The sequence below is a fragment of the Serratia bockelmannii genome, from assembly GCF_051803255.1.
Taxonomy (GTDB): Bacteria; Pseudomonadota; Gammaproteobacteria; order Enterobacterales; family Enterobacteriaceae; genus Serratia; species Serratia bockelmannii.
On sequence record NZ_CP196512.1, the window covers coordinates 2,726,324 to 2,747,051 of the forward strand.

19 protein-coding genes are annotated in these 20,728 nt (G+C 60.2%); 9 read left to right on the forward strand and 10 right to left on the reverse strand.

The window, feature by feature from the left end; genetic code table 11:
* Positions 1–28 precede the first annotated feature (28 nt).
* Both gloA and ACSJLU_RS13025 read left to right on the forward strand, forming a co-directional pair.
* The gene (gene gloA / locus ACSJLU_RS13020) at positions 29–556 is read left to right on the forward strand and encodes a lactoylglutathione lyase (protein WP_089195938.1); all 528 of its coding nucleotides are present in this window, start codon (positions 29–31) and stop codon (positions 554–556) included.
* A gap of 187 nt (positions 557–743) precedes the next feature.
* Entirely contained in the window at positions 744–2,678 is a 1,935-nt protein-coding gene (locus tag ACSJLU_RS13025; protein WP_025303013.1) for an exoribonuclease II, read from the forward strand.
* Positions 2,679–2,743: 65 nt separating this feature from the next.
* Here the strand turns inward: ACSJLU_RS13025 and ACSJLU_RS13030 are convergent, their stop codons facing one another.
* Entirely contained in the window at positions 2,744–4,054 is a 1,311-nt protein-coding gene (locus ACSJLU_RS13030) for an MFS transporter (protein ID WP_025303014.1), read from the reverse strand.
* Between the two features lie 30 nt (positions 4,055–4,084).
* Entirely contained in the window at positions 4,085–5,248 is a 1,164-nt protein-coding gene (locus tag ACSJLU_RS13035) for a M20 aminoacylase family protein (protein ID WP_049207447.1), read from the reverse strand.
* A 385-nt stretch (positions 5,249–5,633) separates the two neighbouring features.
* Between ACSJLU_RS13035 and ACSJLU_RS13040 the strand changes: the two genes are divergently transcribed.
* Positions 5,634–7,700, forward strand: a complete 2,067-nt coding sequence (locus tag ACSJLU_RS13040) for a carbon starvation CstA family protein (protein WP_025303016.1) — start codon at positions 5,634–5,636, stop codon at positions 7,698–7,700.
* A 48-nt stretch (positions 7,701–7,748) separates the two neighbouring features.
* On the opposite strand, the gene fsa is transcribed toward ACSJLU_RS13040, so the two are convergent.
* Entirely contained in the window at positions 7,749–8,414 is a 666-nt protein-coding gene (gene fsa / locus ACSJLU_RS13045) for a fructose-6-phosphate aldolase (protein ID WP_049205488.1), read from the reverse strand.
* Between the two features lie 149 nt (positions 8,415–8,563).
* On the opposite strand from fsa, the gene ACSJLU_RS13050 reads away from it, so the two are divergent.
* From ACSJLU_RS13050 to osmB, 4 genes are all read left to right on the forward strand, one after another.
* The gene (locus ACSJLU_RS13050; protein ID WP_043140652.1) at positions 8,564–9,463 is read left to right on the forward strand and encodes a glycyl-radical enzyme activating protein; all 900 of its coding nucleotides are present in this window, start codon (positions 8,564–8,566) and stop codon (positions 9,461–9,463) included.
* A 4-nt stretch (positions 9,464–9,467) separates the two neighbouring features.
* Positions 9,468–11,900 carry a formate C-acetyltransferase/glycerol dehydratase family glycyl radical enzyme gene (locus ACSJLU_RS13055; RefSeq protein WP_049205491.1) on the forward strand — a complete coding sequence of 811 codons (2,433 nt, stop codon included), beginning with the start codon at positions 9,468–9,470 and terminating at the stop codon, positions 11,898–11,900.
* Positions 11,901–11,950: 50 nt separating this feature from the next.
* Positions 11,951–12,697 (forward strand): DeoR/GlpR family DNA-binding transcription regulator, encoded by a 747-nt coding sequence (locus ACSJLU_RS13060; protein ID WP_004930631.1) that lies wholly within the window; start codon positions 11,951–11,953, stop codon positions 12,695–12,697.
* 280 nt (positions 12,698–12,977) lie between these two features.
* On the forward strand, positions 12,978–13,196 hold the full coding sequence (osmB, locus tag ACSJLU_RS13065) for an osmotically-inducible lipoprotein OsmB (protein WP_004945176.1): 219 nt from the start codon (positions 12,978–12,980) through the stop codon (positions 13,194–13,196).
* A gap of 190 nt (positions 13,197–13,386) precedes the next feature.
* On the opposite strand, the gene yciH is transcribed toward osmB, so the two are convergent.
* On the reverse strand, positions 13,387–13,713 hold the full coding sequence (gene yciH / locus ACSJLU_RS13070) for a stress response translation initiation inhibitor YciH (protein WP_025303019.1): 327 nt from the start codon (positions 13,711–13,713) through the stop codon (positions 13,387–13,389).
* Between the two features lie 10 nt (positions 13,714–13,723).
* Positions 13,724–14,452 (reverse strand): orotidine-5'-phosphate decarboxylase, encoded by a 729-nt coding sequence (gene pyrF, locus ACSJLU_RS13075; RefSeq protein ID WP_342096325.1) that lies wholly within the window; start codon positions 14,450–14,452, stop codon positions 13,724–13,726.
* Between the two features lie 329 nt (positions 14,453–14,781).
* Between pyrF and bhsA the strand changes: the two genes are divergently transcribed.
* Together bhsA and ACSJLU_RS13085 are read left to right on the forward strand one after the other, a co-directional pair.
* Positions 14,782–15,042, forward strand: a complete 261-nt coding sequence (gene bhsA, locus ACSJLU_RS13080) for a multiple stress resistance protein BhsA (protein ID WP_025303021.1) — start codon at positions 14,782–14,784, stop codon at positions 15,040–15,042.
* 172 nt (positions 15,043–15,214) lie between these two features.
* Positions 15,215–15,514: an Arc family DNA-binding protein gene (locus tag ACSJLU_RS13085; protein ID WP_025303022.1), complete on the forward strand. Its 300-nt coding sequence runs from the start codon at positions 15,215–15,217 to the stop codon at positions 15,512–15,514.
* Between the two features lie 61 nt (positions 15,515–15,575).
* Here the strand turns inward: ACSJLU_RS13085 and lapB are convergent, their stop codons facing one another.
* From lapB to ACSJLU_RS13110, 5 genes are all read right to left on the reverse strand, one after another.
* Complete coding sequence (gene lapB, locus ACSJLU_RS13090) at positions 15,576–16,748, reverse strand: lipopolysaccharide assembly protein LapB (RefSeq protein ID WP_025303023.1); 1,173 nt, start codon at positions 16,746–16,748, stop codon at positions 15,576–15,578.
* 6 nt (positions 16,749–16,754) lie between these two features.
* Positions 16,755–17,057, reverse strand: a complete 303-nt coding sequence (locus ACSJLU_RS13095) for a LapA family protein (protein WP_342096370.1) — start codon at positions 17,055–17,057, stop codon at positions 16,755–16,757.
* A gap of 292 nt (positions 17,058–17,349) precedes the next feature.
* The gene (locus tag ACSJLU_RS13100; RefSeq protein ID WP_025303025.1) at positions 17,350–18,147 is read right to left on the reverse strand and encodes an SDR family oxidoreductase; all 798 of its coding nucleotides are present in this window, start codon (positions 18,145–18,147) and stop codon (positions 17,350–17,352) included.
* Positions 18,144–19,667: an FGGY family carbohydrate kinase gene (locus ACSJLU_RS13105; protein WP_342096326.1), complete on the reverse strand. Its 1,524-nt coding sequence runs from the start codon at positions 19,665–19,667 to the stop codon at positions 18,144–18,146. Before ACSJLU_RS13105 ends, ACSJLU_RS13100 begins: the two co-directional genes overlap by 4 nt.
* Positions 19,660–20,724, reverse strand: coding sequence for an ABC transporter permease (locus ACSJLU_RS13110; RefSeq protein ID WP_197771160.1), 1,065 nt, complete (start codon positions 20,722–20,724; stop codon positions 19,660–19,662). The genes ACSJLU_RS13105 and ACSJLU_RS13110 overlap by 8 nt, the downstream gene beginning before the upstream one ends.
* Between the last annotated feature and the right edge of the window lie 4 nt (positions 20,725–20,728).

Here is a 20,728-nt window from a genome sequence, read left to right on the forward strand (position 1 = left end):
TCTGCCGACACCCTGAGGAGGATCACTGATGCCACTGAATGATTTACTGACGCTGCCCGGCGTGGCAGCCCAACCGGACGCGGTAACCGACGGTTACGTGTTCAACCACACCATGATCCGCGTGAAGGATCTGGCCAAAGCGCTGGATTTCTATACGCGCGTGCTGGGCTTTACCCCGGTCTATCTGGAAGAGTTCAAAGAAGCCGCTTTCACCATCTGCTACCTGACGCGCAGCCCGCGCGAGCAGATCCCGCAGGATGACGACGAACGCAAACGCTGGACGCTGAGCCAGCCGGGTATTCTCGAGCTGACCCATAACCACGGCACCGAAAATCAGGCGGATTTCCACTACCACAACGGCAACAGCGAACCGCGCGGCTTTGGCCACCTGTGCGTCACGGTGCCGGACGTGCACGCCGCCTGCGAGCGGTTTGAGCGCCTGGGCGTCACCTTCCAGAAACGCCTGCATGAAGGCCGCATGAACTACGTGGCGTTCATTCGCGATCCAGACGATTACTGGATTGAAATCCTGCAGCCGACGCCGCTGCAGGACTGATTGTCCCACGCCCTTCACCCCGGCCTGCGCGCCGGGGTTTTTCATCGTTCGCCCTTCGATTGACCAATCTTGCGCAAAATCGCGCGGCAACGCGGGGTTCCGTGACGTTAGGCTTGCTCGCAGCGGGTGATTCGCGTAAAACTGTCAGCCGCAAATCTTGCCACTCACAACCCATTCACTGGACGATATGTTTCAAGATAACCCGCTGCTGGCGCAGCTTAAACAGCAACTTCACTCTCAGACCCCGCGCGTTGAAGGCGTCGTGAAAGGGACCGAGAAAGGCTTTGGCTTTCTTGAAGTAGACGGTCAAAAAAGCTACTTCATTCCACCGCCGTACATGAAGAAAGTCATGCACGGGGATCGCATTATCGCCACCCTGCACACCGAGAAAGAGCGCGAAATCGCCGAGCCGGAAACCCTGGTCGAGCCGTTCCTGTCGCGCTTTGTCGGCCGCGTGCAAAAGCGCGACGATCGCCTGTCCATCGTGCCCGATCATCCGTTGCTGAAAGATGCGATTCCGTGCCGCCCGGTGCGTGAACTGACCCACAACTTCCAGGCCGGCGACTGGGCGGTGGCGGAAATGCGCCGCCATCCGCTGAAAGGCGATCGCGGCTTCAACGCCGACCTGACCCACTTTATCACCGAAGGCGAAGACCATTTCGCCCCGTGGTGGGTGACGCTGGCGCGTCACAACCTGGAAAAAGAGGCGCCGGAGATGCAGGCCCTCAGCGAGCCGGACGCTGCGCTGGTGCGTGAAGATCTGACCGCGCTCGAATTCGTCACCATCGACAGCGCCAGCACCGAGGACATGGACGATGCGCTGTACGTGACCGACAACGGTGACGGTTCGCTGCAGTTGACCATCGCCATCGCCGATCCGACTGCCTACGTCGAACAAGGCAGCAAGCTGGACGATATCGCCCGCGTGCGCGCCTTCACCAACTACCTGCCGGGCTTCAACATCCCGATGCTGCCGCGCGATCTGTCGGACAACCTGTGCTCGCTGCGCCCTAACGAGCGCCGCCAGGTGCTGGCTTGCCGCGTGACCATCGCCGCCGACGGCGCGCTAGGCGACGATATTCAGTTCTTCGCCGCCGAGATCGAATCCAAAGCCAAACTGGTGTACGACGAAGTCTCCGACTGGCTGGACGGCATTGCCGGCTGGCAACCGCCGAGCGACGCCATCGCGCAACAAATCACCCTGCTGAAGCGCGTTTGCGATGCGCGCAATGCCTGGCGCCACCAGCATGCGCTGGTGTTCAAAGATCGTCCGGACTACCGCTTCGTGCTGGGTGAAAAAGGCGACGTGCTGGAGATCGTTACCGAGCAGCGCCGCAGCGCCAACCGCATCGTTGAAGAGTGCATGATCGCCGCCAACGTCTGCGCCGCCATCGTGCTGCGCGATCGCCTGGGCTTCGGCGTGTACAACGTGCACACCGGTTTCGATCCTGCGCTGGTTGAACAAGCGGTCACCGTGCTGCAGGCCAACGGCGTGGAAGCCGAAGCCGAGAAGCTGCTGACCCTCGACGGTTTCTGCGAACTGCGCCGCCACCTGGATGCGCAGCCGACCCAGTTCCTCGACAGCCGCATCCGTCGCTTCCAGACCTTCGCCGAGATCAGCACTACGCCGGGGCCACACTTCGGTCTGGGTCTGGAGGCTTACGCCACCTGGACATCGCCGATCCGTAAATACGGCGATATGGTCAACCATCGTCTGCTGAAGGCGATCATCAACCAGCAACCGGCGGAAAAGCCACAGGATGACGTCACGGTGCAGCTGGCGGAGCGCCGCCGCCTGAACCGTATGGCGGAGCGCGACGTCGGCGACTGGCTGTACGCCCGCTTCCTGCAGGACAAGGCCGGTACCGATACCCGCTTCAACGCCGAGATCATCGACGTGACCCGTGGCGGCCTGCGTGTACGCCTGCTGGACAACGGCGCGGTTGCCTTCATCCCGGCACCGTTCATTCACGCGGTGCGTGACGAGATGCAGTGCAGCCAGGAAACCGGCACCGTGCAGATTAAAGGCGAAGTGGTTTACCGCCAGAGCGATACCTTGCAGGTCACCATCGCCGAAGTGCGCATGGAAACCCGCAGCGTGATCGCCCGCCCGGCGGCCTGAACGCCAGCCTGAAACGGTCGCAACGCAAAGCGCCGACGGTGAAAACCGCCGGCGTTTTTTTTCGGCTAGCGCAGCGGCTCTCCGCCGGTTTCACGCAGCAATGGCAGCACCGCCAGCGAAGCCAGCGTAGCCACCATCAGATAGACGGCGGGCGCCAGCAGCGAACCGCTCAGCGCGATCGACTGCGAAGCGATGTACTGGGCGAAGCCGCCGAAGATCGCCACCCCGAGGCTGTAGACCAACGCAAACCCCAGCGCACGAATGCGCTGCGGGAACAGCTCCGAAATCATCAGCATGGTCGGCACCGAACCGAGCGTGGTCAACCCGACCAGCACCGCGACGATCAGCAGCAGCACCGCAGGATGCGGCACCGCGCTCAGCCACCAAAACGCCGGCAGGGCCACGATCAGAATCGCGATCCGCGACCCGCGGATCAGCGGCAGACGGCCGTAACGATCGCACCAGCGCCCGACCAGCAGACTGCCGCCGAAGGTGATGAGCCCCGCCAATAGCATCGCGGCATAACCGTAGGCCTGCGCCATTCCCAGGTATTTCACCGCGTAGGTGCCGAGATAATACATCGAGATGTAAGTGGCGACGGTGGCGCCGATGGTCAGCATCACACCGAGCACTACCGCCCGCGAGTGCTGGCGCAGCTGAGCAGGCGGCTCGTGAGCCCGCGCCACCGACGGCCGATCGCTTTCCAGCCCGAGACGCAGCCAGCAACCGAGCGGCGCCAGCGCCACGCCGATAAAGAATGGAATGCGCCATCCCCACTCGGCCATGGCGTTCGGTTCGCCGGAAAGCACCGGCAAGGCCGCGCTGAGCGCCAGCGCGGTGACGCCGCCAACCACGGTGGCGATGCCCTGCGTCGCCAGTGACCAGCTGGAATAGAAACCGCGCCGATGGGGCGGCGCCGACTCCACCAGCAACGACATCGACGCCCCCACCTCGCCGCCCGCCGCTACGCCCTGGATCAGACGCGCGGCCACCAGCGTGGCGGTTCCCCAATAGCCGGCGCTGGCGTAGGTCGGCGCAAAGCCGATCATCGCCGTGCCCAGGCTCATCAAGGAAATCGTCAGGATCATCGCCGGCTTGCGGCCACAGCGATCGGCATAGGCGCCAATCAGAATGCCGCCCAGCGGCCGCATGAAAAAGCTGACGCCGAACGTGGCAAACGCCAACAGCAACGCCAGATGCGGATCGCTAGACGGGGGAAAAAACAATACGCTGATATAAATAACGAAGAAGTTATAAATACCGAAATCGAAAAACTCCAGCGCATTACCGAAGGAGGCGGCGAATATGACCTTTTTGCCACCGACCTTCGGGGCCGATATTATTTCCGTTTGGGTTTCAGCCGTATTTTCACTCATCATTATCTTCCCTGTTATTATTTTTCGCGTTTATTTTAAATACGCTTCCGCCAACGCTCCCCAATACTGGCTGCCGGCCGCCAGACAGCCGTCATTGAAGTCATATCCCGGGTTATGCACCATGCAGCTGCCTTCGCCATCGCCGTTGCCAACGATCAGGTAGCAGCCCTGCGGATGTGCATCGAGCATGAAGGCGAAATCTTCGCTACCCATCAGCGGCCGGGCACCGTAGTGCGCGCGGGCGGCGCCGAACTGCTGCTCCGCCACACGGTGGGCAAAGCGGGTCATCGCTTCTTCGTTGACCAACACCGGCGTACCGTTAACGTGCTCCACCACCGCGTGGGCACCGAAGCTTGCCGCCTGCGCCTCGATCAGCGCCGGAATGCGCGCCAGCAGGGTTGCGCGCGCCTGACGATCCAGAGAGCGTACGCTGAGCTTCATTTCCGCGCTGTCCGGGATCACGTTGGCCGCCTCACCGGCCTTGATGCTGCCGACGGTGATCACGGCCGCCTCCAGCGGATCGATATTACGCGAAACGATGCTCTGTAGGGCGACCGTGATATGCGAGGCCACCAGCACGGGATCGACCGCCAGCTGCGGGATGGCGCCGTGGCCGCCACGCCCCTGCACCCGCACGTTGAACTGATCCATCGAGGCCATAAACGGACCGTGTTGGAAGAAGAACTCGCCGAGCGGCATCCCCGGCATGTTGTGCATGGCGAAGATGGCGTCGCAGGGGAAGCGCTCGAACAGCCCCTGTTCCACCATGCGCGCGCCGCCGTTCAGCATCTCTTCCGCCGGTTGGAAAATCAGGTGCAGCGTGCCGTTGAAGTTGCGCGTTTGCGCCAGATAGCGGGCGGCACCGAGCAACATAGTGGTGTGACCATCATGGCCGCAGGCGTGCATGCGGTTGGCCACGCTGCTGCTCCAGGGCTTGCCGTTGTTCTCTTCGATCGGCAGAGCGTCCATATCGGCACGCAATCCGAGGCGTTTAACGCCGTCGCCCACCCGCAACGTACCCACCACGCCGGTGCCCGCCAATCCGCGGTGCACCTCATAGCCCCACGAACTCAGATAATCCGCCACCAGATCGCTGGTGCGAAACTCTTCGAAACCCAATTCAGGGTGCTGATGAATATCGTGCCGAATGGCCGTGAGCTGCGGTAAATACCCTTCGATGATTTTATTTATCATAATTAAATTCCTTTCGTAGCTTTATTATTTATTTGATGAATGATTAAGCCTGCGGGTGAAAATAAAGGTATAACACGGCATGAATAATTTTATTTCGGCACGCCTCGACAGATAAAATAATAATCCGCCAGACACCGTGCCCAGATAAAAAACGACGATAATTCGCTGTGCGCGCCGTGAAAATGCAGAATGAATAACTGCTCAGGATGGTGTGGGCGACAGCCTGCGCCAACGCGGTTTCATCACGTTGTTTTTACACTAAAACCCCACCTGCTTCACATTTCTCATCCGACCTGCCGCGGTTCGGCGGCAAAACTTCTACTGTTAAAACGTCATTCCTAATAACAACGTTGATTTTTACCTCTGCACGCCAAGGAGTTGTTTCATGAAAAACATCAGGTCCGGATTTATCTGGCTGCTGGTGGCGTTGGTCGGCGCCTTCGCTTTCGCCATGCTGGCGCTCAGCCGTGGCGAGCACGTCAACGCCGTCTGGCTGGTGGTCGCCGCCGTCGCCTGCTACAGCATCGCCTACCGCTTCTACAGCCGGTTCATTGCCGACAAGGTATTTGAACTGGATGACCGTCGTCTGACCCCGGCAGAACGTCACAACGACGGCCTGGACTACGTGCCCACCAACAAATGGGTGCTGTTCGGCCACCACTTCGCCGCCATCGCCGGTGCCGGGCCGCTGGTGGGGCCGATCCTGGCCGCGCAGATGGGCTTCCTGCCGGGAACCATCTGGATCCTGGTCGGCGTCATGCTGGCCGGCGCGGTGCAGGACTTCCTGGTGCTGTTCATCTCCACACGCCGCGACGGCCGTTCGCTGGGGGAAATGGCCAAGCAAGAGCTGGGCGCGTTCGCCGGGGTGATCACCATGCTCGGCGCACTGGGGGTGATGATCATCATCCTGTCGGCGCTGGCGCTGGTGGTGGTAAAAGCGTTGGCCGACAGCCCGTGGGGGCTGTTCACCATCGCCGCCACCATCCCGATCGCCCTGTTCATGGGCATCTACATGCGCTTTATCCGGCCGGGCAAAATCGCTGAAATTTCGGTGATTGGCTTCGTGCTGATGCTGCTGGCGATCGTTTACGGCGGCAACGTGGCGCAAGATCCCTATTGGGGGCCGTTCTTCACGCTGCACGGTACCACCCTGACCTGGGTGCTGGTGATCTACGGCTTCGTCGCCTCGGTGCTGCCGGTGTGGCTGCTGCTGGCGCCGCGCGATTACCTTTCCACCTTTATGAAAATCGGCGTCATCATCGGCCTGGCTATCGGCATCGTCTTCGCCATGCCGGAGATGAAAATGCCGGCGGTCTCGCGCTTCATCGACGGCAGCGGCCCGGTGTTCGCCGGCGCCCTGTTCCCGTTCCTGTTCATCACCATCGCCTGCGGCGCCATTTCCGGCTTCCACGCGCTGGTCTCCAGCGGCACCACGCCCAAGCTGGTGGAACGCGAAAGCCACATTCGCTTTATTGGCTACGGTGCCATGCTGATGGAGTCTTTCGTCGCCATCATGGCGCTGATCTGCGCCTCGGTGCTGGATCCGGGCGTTTACTTCGCCATGAACTCGCCGGCGGCACTGATCGGCACCACGGTGGAAAATGCTTCGCAGGTGATCAACAGCTGGGGCTTTATCGTCACGCCGGAAACGCTGGCGCTGATCGCCAAAGAGGTGGGCGAGAACTCCATCCTGTCGCGCGCCGGCGGCGCCCCGACCTTCGCCGTGGGCATGGCGCACATCATCAGCGAGGTATTCAACAGCCGGGCGATGATGGCCTTCTGGTACCACTTCGCCATTCTGTTCGAAGCGCTGTTCATCCTGACCGCCGTCGACGCCGGTACCCGCGCCTGTCGCTTTATGGTGCAGGATTTGGTGGGCGTGGCGGTACCGCAGTTGGCCAACAACCGCTCCTGGTTCGGCAACCTGGCGGGCACCACGGTGGCGGTGGCCGGTTGGGGCTTCTTCGTGTATCAGGGCGTGGTCGATCCGCTCGGCGGCATCAATACCCTGTGGCCGCTGTTCGGTATCGGCAACCAGATGCTGGCGTCGATGGCGCTAATCCTCGGCACCGTGGTGCTGTTCAAGATGAAAAAACAGCGCTACGCTTGGGTCACCATTTTACCGACCGCCTGGCTGTTCGTGACCTCCATGACCGCCGGCTGGCAGAAGATCTTCCACGAAAAACCGAGCATCGGCTTCCTGGCGCAGGCGAAGAAGTTCTCCACCGGCATCGAGCAAGGCACGATCATTGCGCCGGCCAAGTCTTTGAAAGACATGGAAACCATCGTGTTCAGCAACCAGATCAACGCCGCGCTGTGCGGGTTCTTTATGCTGGTGGCGGTAACCATGCTGATTGCCGCCTTCTTCGCGATCCGCCGGGCGCTGCGTTCCGAACAGCCGACGACGCACGAGGTCGGCGCCGCGCTGCGAGAGGAGACCGGCCGCGGCTAAACGAACCGAGCATCAAGCAAGGGCGCCGCGGCGCCCTTTTTACTGGCTTTAGCCTAACAGCGTGGAGCCGAACGCCCCCTGCCAATCCTGCTCGAACTTCTCGACCGCGGCCTGCACCGCCGGCGCACTGAGGAACTGCTCCGCCACATCCACCGGCAGCGTGATGGCCTGGCAGCCCGCCAGCAGGCATTCCAGCGCCTGGCGCGGTGTTTTGAAGCTGGCGGCCAGCACCTGCGCCGACGGCGCGTGCAGGCTCAGCAGCTGCTGCAGCTCGTGCACCATTTCAATACCGTCGCCGCCCTGCGCGTCAACCCGATTGACGTAAGGCGCCACATATTCCGCCCCGGCCAAGGCGGCCAACAGCCCCTGCCCGGCACCGTACACCGCGGTGCCCAGCGTCGGGATGGACATCGTTTTAAGCTTCTTGATCGCCGCCAATCCCTCCGCGGTTGCCGGGATCTTCACCACCAGCCCCGGTACCCGCTGGCTGAGCAGCGACGCCTCCGCCACCATGCGCTCCGCATCGGCCGCCATCACCTGCGCGAATAGCTTGCCGGTGCCGCCAAGGGCGTCGCGCAGCGCAGGCAGCACTTCCCAGATCGGCTTGCCTTCCTTCGCCACGATGCTCGGGTTGGTGGTGACGCCGTGCAGCGGCAGAATGCGCGCCAGGCGTTTTACCGCGGTCACATCGGCGGTATCGAGATAAAGCTCCATCACGGACTCCTGTGTCATGTTCTGTGGGCGGATTCAAACTCTGATCATCATAGGGCAAAAACCCCGTCAACTTTTGATCAAAATCAATTCAACTTTCATTCGAAACATCTTTAATGGCGAAAGATTCAGCAACGCCAAACGGGTGACTCATGTTCTTCAATCTGCAGCGCTACTCGACCCATGACGGCCCCGGCATCCGCAGCGTGGTTTTTCTAAAAGGGTGCCCGCTGAGCTGCCGCTGGTGTCAGAACCCGGAAAGCCGCTCACGCCACGCAGACCTGCTGTTTGACGAACGCCTGTGCCTGAGCGGCTGCACGCTGTGCGCCGAGCGTTGTCCGCAAGGGCTGCAGCGCACCGACGGGCCGCTCACGCTGCAACGCGAGCTGATTAGCGCAGACGACTACGCGGCGCTGGCCGCCGCCTGCCCAACCGGCGCGCTCAGCCTGTGCGGCAGCGTGGTCAACCCCGACGATATCATGGCCGAGGTGATGCGGGATAAGCCTTTCTACCTGCGCAGCGGCGGCGGTTTAACGCTGTCCGGCGGCGAACCCTTTATGCAGCCGGAAGTCGCGGCGGAGCTGCTGCGGCGCGGCCGCGAAGCCGGCATCCACACCGCCGTCGAATCCTGTCTGCACGTACCGTGGCATTACATCGCCCCTTCGTTGCCCTGGCTGGATCTGCTGTTGGCCGATCTCAAACACACCGATGAAGCGCGTTTTAAAACCTGGACCGGCGGCTCGGCCCGCCGGGTGATGAACAATTTTCGCCGGCTGGCGGCGCACGGCGTGCCAATGACCGTGCGCGTACCGCTGATCCCCGATTTCAATGCCGATCGCCACTCTGTCCGCGCGATTGTCGACTTCGCCGCCGACGAGATCGGCGTATCGGAGATCCACTTTCTGCCGTACCACACGCTGGGCATCAACAAGTATCACCTGCTCGGCGAACCCTACCGCGCCGCCCGCACACCGCTGGACGCGCCCGATCTGCTGGCCTTCGCCGAAACGTACGCCGGCGCCAAAGGCCTGACCGCCATTTTGCGAGGATAACGCCATGACCACATTGGATTTGACCACCCTCAGCGCCCGTATTCAGGCGCATAAGAACGCGCTGATCCACATCGTCAAACCGCCGGTGTGCACCGAACGCGCGCAGCACTATACCGAGGCCTATCAGCAGCATCAGGATCGGCCGTTGCCGGTGCGCCGTGCGCTGGCGCTGGCCAACCACCTGGCGAAGCGCAGCATCTGGATCGCCAACGACGAGCTGATCGTCGGCAACCAGGCCAGCGAGCTGCGCGCCGCGCCGATCTTCCCCGAATACACCGTCGGCTGGATAGAAAACGAGATAGACCAGTTGGCAGACCGGCCGGGCGCCGGCTTCTCGGTCAGCGAAGAGAATAAGGCGATTTTGCACCGTCTGTGCCCATGGTGGCGCGGCCAAACGGTGCAGGATCGCTGCTACGGCATGTTCACCGACGAACAAAAGGCGCTGCTGGCCACCGGCATCATCAAGGCCGAGGGCAACATGACCTCTGGCGACGCCCATCTGGCGGTCAACTTCCCGCTGCTACTGGAACAAGGCCTCGACGGCCTGCGCGAAAAAGTGAACGCGCGCCGCAGCCGCCTGCGCCTGACCGAGTGGGAAGATCTGCACAAAGCGCAGTTTCTCAACGCTATCGATATCGTGCTGACGGCGCTGAGTGAGCACATCCTACGCTTCGCACGCCTGGCGCGCGATATGGCGCAACGCGAAACCCGCGACTGGCGTCGCACCGAGCTGCTGGCTATCGCAGACAACTGCGACCTGATCGCCCATCGCCCGCCGCAAACCTTCTGGCAGGCGCTGCAACTGTGCTATTTCATCCAGCTGACGTTGCAGATCGAATCCAACGGCCATTCGGTTTCCTTCGGTCGCCTCGACCAATATCTTTATCCCTGGTATCGGCGCGACGTGGAGCTGGAGCAAAACCTGGCGCGGGAAGACGCCATCGAGCTGCTGCACAGCTGCTGGCTGAAGCTGCTGGAGATCAACAAGATCCGCTCCGGCTCGCACTCCAAGGCCTCCGCCGGCAGCCCGCTGTACCAAAACGTCACCATCGGCGGGCAAAAACGGGTCGATGGGCGGCCGTGTGACGCGGTCAATCCGCTGTCCTACGCCATTCTCGAATCCTGCGGCCGCCTGCGTTCCACCCAGCCCAACCTCAGCGTGCGTTACCACGCCGGGATGAGCGCCGATTTCCTCGACGCCTGCGTACAGGTGATCCGCTGCGGCTTCGGCATGCCGGCATTCAATAACGACGAAATCGTCATTCCCGAGTTCATCAAGCTAGGGGTCGAGCCGCAGGACGCTTACGACTACGCCGCCATCGGCTGTATCGAGACCGCCGTCGGCGGCAAATGGGGTTATCGCTGCACCGGCATGAGCTTCATCAACTTCGCCCGCGTGCTGCTGGCGGCGCTGGAACAAGGCCGCGATGCCACCTCCGGGCAGATCTTCCTGCCGCAGGAACAGGCGCTGTCCAAAGGAAACTTCGCCGATTTCGAACAGGTCTTAACCGCCTGGGATCGGCAAATTCGCTACTACACGCGCAAGTCGATCGAGATCGAGTGCGTGGTGGACAGCGTGCTGGAGGAGAACGCCCACGATATCCTCTGCTCCGCGCTGGTGGATGACTGCATTGAACGCGGCAAAAGCATCAAGCAAGGCGGCGCCAAATACGACTGGGTTTCCGGCCTGCAGGTCGGCATCGCCAACCTGGGTAACAGCCTGGCGGCGGTGCGCAAACTGGTGTTCGACCAAGGGGCAATCGGCCAGCAGCAGCTGGCGGCCGCGCTGGCCGAAGACTTCGCCGGACTGGATGGCGAACAGCTGCGTCAGCGGCTGCTCAACGCCGCGCCCAAATACGGCAACGATGTGGACGAGGTCGATCGGCTGCTGGTGCGCGCCTACCAAACCTACATCGAAGAACTGAAACAGTACCGCAACACCCGCTTCGGCCGCGGGCCGATCGGCGGCGGCTACTACGCCGGCACCTCATCGATTTCGGCCAACGTGCCCTTCGGCGCCGCCACCCTGGCCACGCCGGATGGGCGCAAGGCGCACCAGCCTCTGGCGGAAGGCGCCAGCCCGGCGTCCGGCACCGACCACCTGGGGCCAACGGCGGTGTTCAATTCGCTCGCCAAGTTGCCAACCGAGGCGATCCTTGGCGGCGTGCTGCTCAATCAGAAGCTGAATCCGGCGACGCTGGACAACCCGCGCGATCGGGAAAAGCTGATGCTGATGTTGCGCACCTTCTTCGAGAGCTATCGCGGTTGGCATGTGCAGTACAACATCGTGTCGCGCGAAACGCTGCTGGCGGCGAAGCAACACCCTGACCAATATCGTGATTTAGTGGTTCGCGTAGCTGGCTATTCCGCTTTCTTTACCGCATTATCCCCTGAGGCGCAGGATGATATTATTGCGCGCACAGAACATACTCTTTAAACCTTTTACTCTTAGCGGCCGCGCCTTGGCGGCCGCATCATCAGGCCGATATGAATTTACGACAACAGACCATATTGCAGTTGGTTAACGATCGCCGGCGGATCAGCGTCAATGAGCTGGCGCGGGCCTCGGGCGTATCGGAAGTCACCATCCGGCAGGATCTCAACCTGCTGGAAAAACGCAGTTATTTGAAGCGCGTACACGGTTCCGCCGTGGCGTTGGAAAGCGACGACGTCGACGCTCGCATGATGTCCAATTTCACCCTCAAACAACGATTGGCACAGTACGCCGCGGCGCAGGTCAACGACGGTGAGACGATCTTCATCGAGAGCGGCAGCGCCAACGCCCTGCTGGCGCGCTACATCGCCGAACGCAAGCGTATTACGCTGATCACCGTCAGCCACTATATCGCCAACCTGCTGAAAGAAACCGACTGCGACGTGATTGTCCTCGGCGGCATGTATCAGAAGAAAAGCGAGACCGTGGTCGGCCCGCTCACACGGCTGTGCATTCAGCAGGTGCATTTCAACAAGGCGTTTATCGGCATTGACGGCTTTCAGGCCGAAACCGGCTTTACCGGCCGCGACATGATGCGCGCCGACGTGGTCAGCGCGGTGCTGGCCAAGGGCGTGGAGAATATCGTGCTGACGGACTCCAGCAAATTCGGCCAGATCCAACCCAACCCGCTGGCGCAGCCGGGGCAAATCAGCCGAGTGATCACCGATTCACGCCTGGCGCTGGAGTATCAGCATCAGCTGAAACGCCAGGGCGTACAGGTGGAGCTGGTCAACGAATAACGCGGGCCGCCACCGCACCTCTCGCGTCGCGCGGGCCACGCCGCGCGCCGTTTCCCTTGTGCAACGGGATTTTAAGACTATTTACCTGTTTATCCTTTCAGAGAAACCTATACTCAGTTTCGGTCACTTTTGGGCCGTAACCTGCTAATTATTCGGCCGTTAACAAAAAGTGCCATTTTTTATATCGATACTGTACGGGAATCAACAGCAGGCCTGATTTATGGTTAGCGCCTATACTTAGAGGGCACTTCCATATAGCCAATGCTAAGGAGAAGTCATTATGATGATTATCAATAAACGTTTCGCCACCGCCGCTCTGGCTCTGACTCTGGCGTTTTCACTGAGCGCCTGTTCCAACATGTCCAAACGCGATCGCAACACCGCTATCGGCGCTGGCGCCGGTGCAGTCGGCGGCGCAGTGCTGACAGACGGCAGCGCGTTGGGCACGCTGGGTGGGGCTGCGGTAGGGGGCATCATCGGTCACCAGGTTGGCAAATAACCTTTCCGATGTTCCTCTGCCGACAGGCGGGCAAAAGCGCCGAGGCGCTTTGACGTATTAACCAGAATAACGATGATTTCAGGTCTGCTTTACTTTAAGTCTATGGTTCTTTCGCCGTTAACGGGCTAACTCCCGGCAGCAACAGCCTCAAGCCATGCCGCAGCATTGCACTGCGGCATGGCGATTCGCCTCAACCGCCCGCCAGTTTGACCTTCATGCCTTTGGCTTCCAGTAGCTGTTTGAGCAGATCGCGTTTATCGCCCTGGATCTCGATGATCCCGTCTTTCACCGAACCGCCGCAGCCGCATTTCTTTTTCAGTTCGGCCGCCAGTTTGTCGAGCGCAGCGTCATCCAGATCGACGCCGGTAATCAGGCACACGCCCTTCCCCTTGCGGCCGCTAGTCTGACGCTGGATGCGCACGATGCCGTCGCCCTTGGCGCGTTGCGGTTTAACGTCTTCCTGCTTGATGCGGCCGGTGTCCGTGGAATACACCAGGCGGCTGTTATCGTCATTCATCGGCGGTTCCTCAGGCCAAAGAGGCGCGGATCGCGCGCAGCGTCGCGGCCGGATCCGCAGATTGGGTGATCGGACGCCCAATCACCATGTAGTCCACGCCAGCGGCCTGCGCCTGCACTGGCGTCATAATGCGGCGCTGATCGCCCGCCGCGCTGCCTTCAGGGCGGATCCCCGGCGTCACCAGCTGGAAAGCCTGCCCGCAGGCGGCCTTCAGGCGCTGCGCTTCATGAGCCGAACACACCACGCCGTCCAGCCCGCAGTCGCGGGTCAGGCGCGCCAGGCGCTCGGCGTGTTCCGCCGGGCTGGCTTCGATACCAATGCCGCGCAGGTCTTCCGCTTCCATACTGGTGAGCACCGTCACGGCGATCAGCAGCGGCGCATCCGCCCCGAATGACGTCAGCGCTTCTTTAGCGGCGGTCATCATGCGCGCGCCGCCGCTGGCGTGGACGTTGACCATCCAAACGCCCAGCTCGGCCGCCGCCGCGACCGCATGCGCGGTGGTATTGGGAATATCGTGGAATTTCAGGTCAAGAAATACGTCGAAGCCACGCCCGTGCAGATCGCGCACCAGCTGCGGCCCGAACAGCGTGAACATTTCTTTGCCCACTTTCAGCCGGCAGTCTTGCGGATCGATACGGTCGGCGAACGCCAGCGCGGCATTCTTATCGGCGTAATCTAACGCCACAACGATTGGAGATGATTTTAAGTCATTGTTATTAGTGTTATTTTTAGACTTCATTTCTTCTACCTTCTGTAAAATAGACATAATCAGGGACTCACCCGCGAAACTGACCGCCGCATTCTACATGCCGGGGGCCAGAAATCCCAGCCGCAGCGCGCACCGGCGCTCTGTCATGTTACCTCTCACCTTTGTCATGGCGCGTCAACGAAAGCGCGCCAGCGATAAACCACGCAGCGTAAAACGCCGTAAAGATGCGTAAATTATCAATCAAATATTTTGAATAAATTACTCAGCATTATCAGATTTTCAATCGGCCAAGATGCTTTATTATTCACCACATCGGAAGCGAATGGCTTCCTTCCTAAATAAACAGACTGGAGTCACCTATGAAAACCATCAAATATTTTGCAGCCGCTGCCGCTATCGCACTGACCTCTTTCGCCACTTTCGCCGCTGAGCCGATCAGCAGCCAGCAGGCCGATAGCCTGACCGCCACCGGCGTCGTTTCCGCAGGTCATGCGACCACCCTCAGCAGCCTGGAGAAAAAACTGGCCGCTAAAGCGGATGCCCAGGGCGCCAGCAGCTACCGCATCATCTCCGCCGGTGGTAACAACATGCTGAGCGGCACCGCGGTCATCTACAAATAATGTTTCCGGTACAGGGCCCGCTCGCTCGGGCCCTGCCTCTGTTTCCCGCCTGAAAAAACCGCATCTTGCTCGCCTTACACTGTTACAAAAATATTAAATTTTTATTACACACTAGACACCCGATCGCCAGTGGCTTAGCTTGAAGGCATCTTCCTGCAGAAAGGCTTTCAAAATGAGCGAGATATCGACACTTACCATTAAAATTCCTCTGGCACTGAAGGAAAAAATCCGCGCCGCCGCCGCTGAAAACGAGTTTTCATTGAGCGTGGAAGTGTGCCAGCGCCTGGAAAGCAGCTTCAGCGCCCCCGCCGCCAAGGCAGAAAAACCGACCAAAAAGGCGGATGAGCTGCACCACGGCGAGATCGACAATCAAAGCACTGAAGAAGAGATTGAACAGCCGCTGAGCCAGAAAGAGCTGAAGAAACTGCGTCAGCTGTTGAAAACTGGCGCCAAAGGCGGCAAGAAAAAGTAAGCGATGAACGTAGAAAAACGGGGCGATGAATCGCCCCGTTTTATTTTGTCGCGCCGCCGCGTTATTGTCCGTCCAGACCGCGGATCGGTTTGACCGATGACCAGGCGCGGCACGACGGACAATGCCAATAGAGCGAGTGTGCGGTAAATCCGCACTTGTGGCAGCGGTAACGCGGCTTGGTGCGAATTTGCTCGCCGACCATATCGCGCAACAACAGCAGACTCTCTTTCGCACGGCCGTCTTCGGCGTCCGCCAGGTGATAATCCATCAACCGATAAAACACCCGCATAGTAGGATGACGCTGTAGCTGACGGTTGATATAGACCTGCACCACGTCGCGCCCTTCGTGCTGCTCGATGATCTCGGCCAACATCAGATCGGCGGTAGCGCCGGTGTTCTCTTCTACGCAGCGCTTAAGGAATTCAGCCCAGTTGTGCTGTTGTTCCGGCAGATGCGTGTAGCATTCCTGCAGCATCGGCAGCGTTTCGCTGACCAATTCTTTGTCCTGGCTCAGTACGCGCTGCAGCGACTCTGCCGCTTTGGCGTAGTCGTTTTGCGCCATGTAGATGCGCCCGAACATGATGGATACTCGTGCACACTGTTTATCGGCCGCGTCCGCACGCTTAAGTAAGCTCATCGCCCGATCGAGATCGTCGCTGCCCATCGCCTGCAATGCCAGCTCACAGTAGAAATGCGCAATCTCGACGCGCTGTTTCTCTTTGCCCAGCTTGACCAGCTTTTCCGCCACGTCGATGGCTTTCTGCCAATCGCTGGTGGCCTGATGGATCACCAGCAACTGCTGCAGCGCCGATACGCGGAAATCCGCTTCGTCAGTCAACTGGCTGAACATGTCTTCCGCGCGATCGTACAGCCCGGCCGCCATATAGTCGCGGCCCAACTGCTGTACCGCCAGCAGGCGCTGTTCGAAGGTCAGGGAAGCGCTTTCCATCAAAGCCTGATGGATGCGGATGGCGCGGTCGACTTCACCGCGCGAACGGAACAGGTTACCCAGCGTCAGGTGGGCTTCAACGGTGTTGCTGTCCTCTTTCAACATATCGAGGAACAGATCGACCGCCTTGTCCTGCTGGTTGGAAAGCAGAAAGTTCACCCCTGCCACGTATTCGCGCGACAGGCGGTTGGCTTCTTGCTGTTTATCCTGCTGAGCGCTTCTGCGCCCCATGTACCAACCGTACGCGGCAGCCACGGGCAGCAACAGAAACAGCAGTTCTAACATAGAGGGTTATTCCTTGCTGACAACGGCCTGAGCCGCCGGTTCAGCGGGCTGCTCAAGCTGCAGCTCCAGCCTTTTGATCTTGCGCTCGGCGCGGCCCAGCGCAATGCGCGTGCGCAGGTAGAACAGGCCGCAAATGATCCAACCGAGAACGAAGCCGGCGCCAAACAGCGTGGCCAACAGGGTCGATACGCGATAATCGCCCTGCGCAACCAGATAGTTAAAATTGACCACCTGATCGTTATGCGCACCCAAAGTGACGGAAATCACGAAGATCACCAGAACCAACAAAAAAATCAGCAAATATCTCACATTCTTTCCCGCGATGCCGAGTGAATCGGATGAACGATGCCAAAACGTGGCGTCCCTAACCCTTAAGTTAGCATTTCCCGCTGCGGCAGGGAAACCCTGCGGCACGATAAAACCACATATCTGCTGGCATATTCGGCAGTAAACGGCTTTAGCGAACAAATTGATGAGAAAGCTTCTCAAAACGTCGAATTTATAAGGATATGGGGGCAACCGCGTGGATTGCAATGGCGGGAAAATGTAAGCGATTGATGCGGCGCCGATCCGACGCCGCGCTTTTTGTGACATCGTCACGTTAAGACATGATTAACCCGCCATCCACATTGATGGTTTGGCCGGTGATATAATCGGCATCATCTGAGGCAAGGAAGGCCACGAGACCCGCCACATCTTCGGGTTGCCCGGCACGCTTGAGCGGAATACCCGCCACCCACTCGGCCATCAACTCCCCTTTGCCGTAAGTTTTTTCCGGGCCGCTGAGAATTTCTCCCCAAACGCGGTCGTTATATTCCCACATCTCGCTTTCAATGATGCCGGGGCAGAATGCATTGACGGTGATGCCATGTGTCGCCAGCTCAAGCGCTAAACTCTGCGTAATGCCGATCACCCCCATTTTGCTGGCGGCGTAATGCGGTGTGTAAATAAACCCGTTACGCCCCTGGCCGGAAGAGGTGTTGATCAGGCGCCCCTTGCGCTGGCCGACCATATATTTAGCCGCCTCCCGGCAACAGAGCCAGACCGCCGTAGTATTTACCGCCAACACTTTCTCAAAATCGCTTTTGGGCATCTGGTCAAAACGATCGATAGTGATCACCCCGGCGTTCTGAATAGAAACGTCGATCGCGCCAAATCGCTCCCAGACCTGACGATAAAAATCAACTACCTGTGCTTCATCGGTAACGTCGAGGATGACCGGCAGCACCGCCACCCGATAACGCTGGCGCAGCGTTTCCGCCGCGGTCAGAATGCGCTCCGCATTCGATGCGATCGCCAGATTGGCACCCAAACTGGCGAAATGCTCGGCGATACCGGCGCCAATGCCGCGGCATGCGCCGGTAATCACCACGGTTTTCCCCGTGAAGTCACGATTCATGATTGTTCTCCTGTTATCAATGAGGCCATCTGCGGCCGCCACAAGGTGCGCTGTACCGCCTGCCGCCACGCGCTGTAGCTTTCCTGCAGCTGGTGGTGGCGCTGCATATCGGGTTTAAACTCATCATGTTGAGGCAACAGTGCCGCCAGTTGCCGATCGGTAGCTCCCCACAGGCTGCGCATCGCCATCAACGCCGCCCCCAGGGCCGACAGTTCCGCCGTGTTGCTGCGCCACACCGGGCAACCCAGCAGATCGGCCTGAAACTGCATCAGCCAGTCATTGCGGCTGGGGCCGCCATCGGCCATCAACCCCTGCAGCGCAAAACCCGGTTGTTGCCGCAGTACGCCGATCACATCGGCGATTTGATAAGCCACCGATTCAAAAGCGGCCCGCACCAAATGTTCTCGCCGCGTGCCGCGGCTGAGCCCGCAAATCACGCCGCGCGCCTGCTCATCCCACCAGGGTGCGCCGGCACCGGTCAGCGCCGGTACAAAATAGACACCACCGCTATCGGGCACGCGAACAGGCAGTTCACTCAACGGCGCTTCGTCCTCCGACGGCATGGCGGCGATATCCAGCATCCAGGCGATAGCGTCGCCGGTGTGGGGAATATTGCCCTCCAGTGCGTACTGCATGCGTCCACCGTCATGCCAAGCGATGGTCGTTGCCAGAGCGCTCGTATCGCATTGCGCGTCGGCGATTGGCGCCATCACCGATGATCCGGTGCCATAGGTGGCTTTGACCTGCCCAGCCTGACCCAGCGCATGGCCATAAAGCGCCGCATGCGAATCCCCTACCATCGTAGCAATTGGAATGCCGTCGGCAATGCCGTCCAATCCCAACGTCGTACCGAACAGATGGCTGGAGGGATGGATCGTCGGCAGCGCCTGACGGGGAATATTGAACAGCGCCAGCATCTGCTCGTCCCAATCGCCGGAAACAAAGTTCAGCAGCTGAGTGCGAGCGGCGTTGGAGATATCGCAACCGAATGCCTGTCCTCCGCTCAACTGCCACAGCAGCCAGGCATCGATGGTGCCCAGGCACAGCTCGCCGTTCTCCGCCAACCGCTGTCCCTCTTCGCAGTGATCGAGCAACCAACGCATTTTCGACGCCGAGAACAAGGGTGAAAGCGGCAAACCGGTGGCGCGACGCACTGCTTCCTCCTGCCGATCGCGCCGCAGCCGTTCGCAGAAATCGGCGGAACGCGCGCATTGCCAAGTTAAGGCAGGCCCGATAGGCTGGCCGTTGGAACGCCGCCAGCCGATGGCGGTTTCACGCTGGTTGCTGATGGCGATACCGGCAATGCGGGATGATCCGGCTAACGCAATAGCCTCCCGCAATACCGCCAGAGAGGCCGCCAGCAAGGTCTCGCCCCGTTGCTCCACCCAACCGGGCTGCGGCGTCTGCAACGTCAGTGGCCTGCTGGCCCTGGCGACGATCGTACCCTGCGCATCCACCACCACGGCCTTGGCGTTGCTGGTGCCCTCGTCCAACGCGACAATGCAATCCGCTTTAACCATGGCTCACCTCAGCCAGCGGCTGCACCGCTTTTTTTTCCTGGCGCTGCATCAGAATGACCTTGCTCTGCAAACGCTGCTGGAACTGGTCAATCACCACGGCGGTGACGATCACCAGCCCTTTAATCACCATTTGCCAGAACTCGCTGACGCCCATCATCACCAAGCCGTCCGCCAGAAAAACGATCACAAAGGCGCCGATGATCGAACCGAATACCCTGCCGCGACCACCGCTCAGCGCCGTACCGCCCAGCACCGTCGCGCCGATGGCGTCCATTTCGAACATATTGCCGGTCATCGGGTGCGCGGTCTGCAATTGAGAAGCGATGACCAGCCCCACCAGCGCCGCGCACAGCCCGGAAAACGCATAGACGAACATTTTCACTTTGACGATCGGCACCCCCGACAGCCGCGCTGCCGGCTCATTGCCGCCAATGGCATAGATATAACGGCCCAGCGGCGTTTTCTTAGTGAGATAGATCCCCAACAACACGATGGCCAACATCAGCCAAATCGGGTTGTAAATTCCCAGGAAGGTGCCGGCCCCCAGGGCCGCGAAACCGGTGTTGCCCAGCGCTTCCATGCCCACCAGATTGGGATAGGTTTTGCCGTCCGCCGTCAGCAACGCGGCCCCACGCGCCACGTACATCGCCCCCAGGGTGCAGATGAATGGCGCAACGCCGAGCCGCGTGATCAGCGTGCCGTTGATCAAACCCAACAACACGCCCAACAGCGCCACCGCGCCGATCACTTCAAAAACGTTGAGAAACAGCCGATTGCCCTCCCACAGCGGGATACCGACGGTCAATAGCGCACCGGCAATCATCCCGCACAAACCTGCCACCGCGCCGACCGACAAGTCGATGCCACCGGTGAGGATCACCAGCGTCATGCCAACCGCCAGCAGCCCGGTAATCGCCACGTGCTGTGTCATGATCAGCAGATTAGAGACGGTCAGAAAATTCGGCACCATGCTGCTGAAGAACAGCACCACCAGCAACAGGGCGATGAAGGTGCGCGCCTGCAGCAAATACATATACAACCGATACTTGGTTTGCATTGCC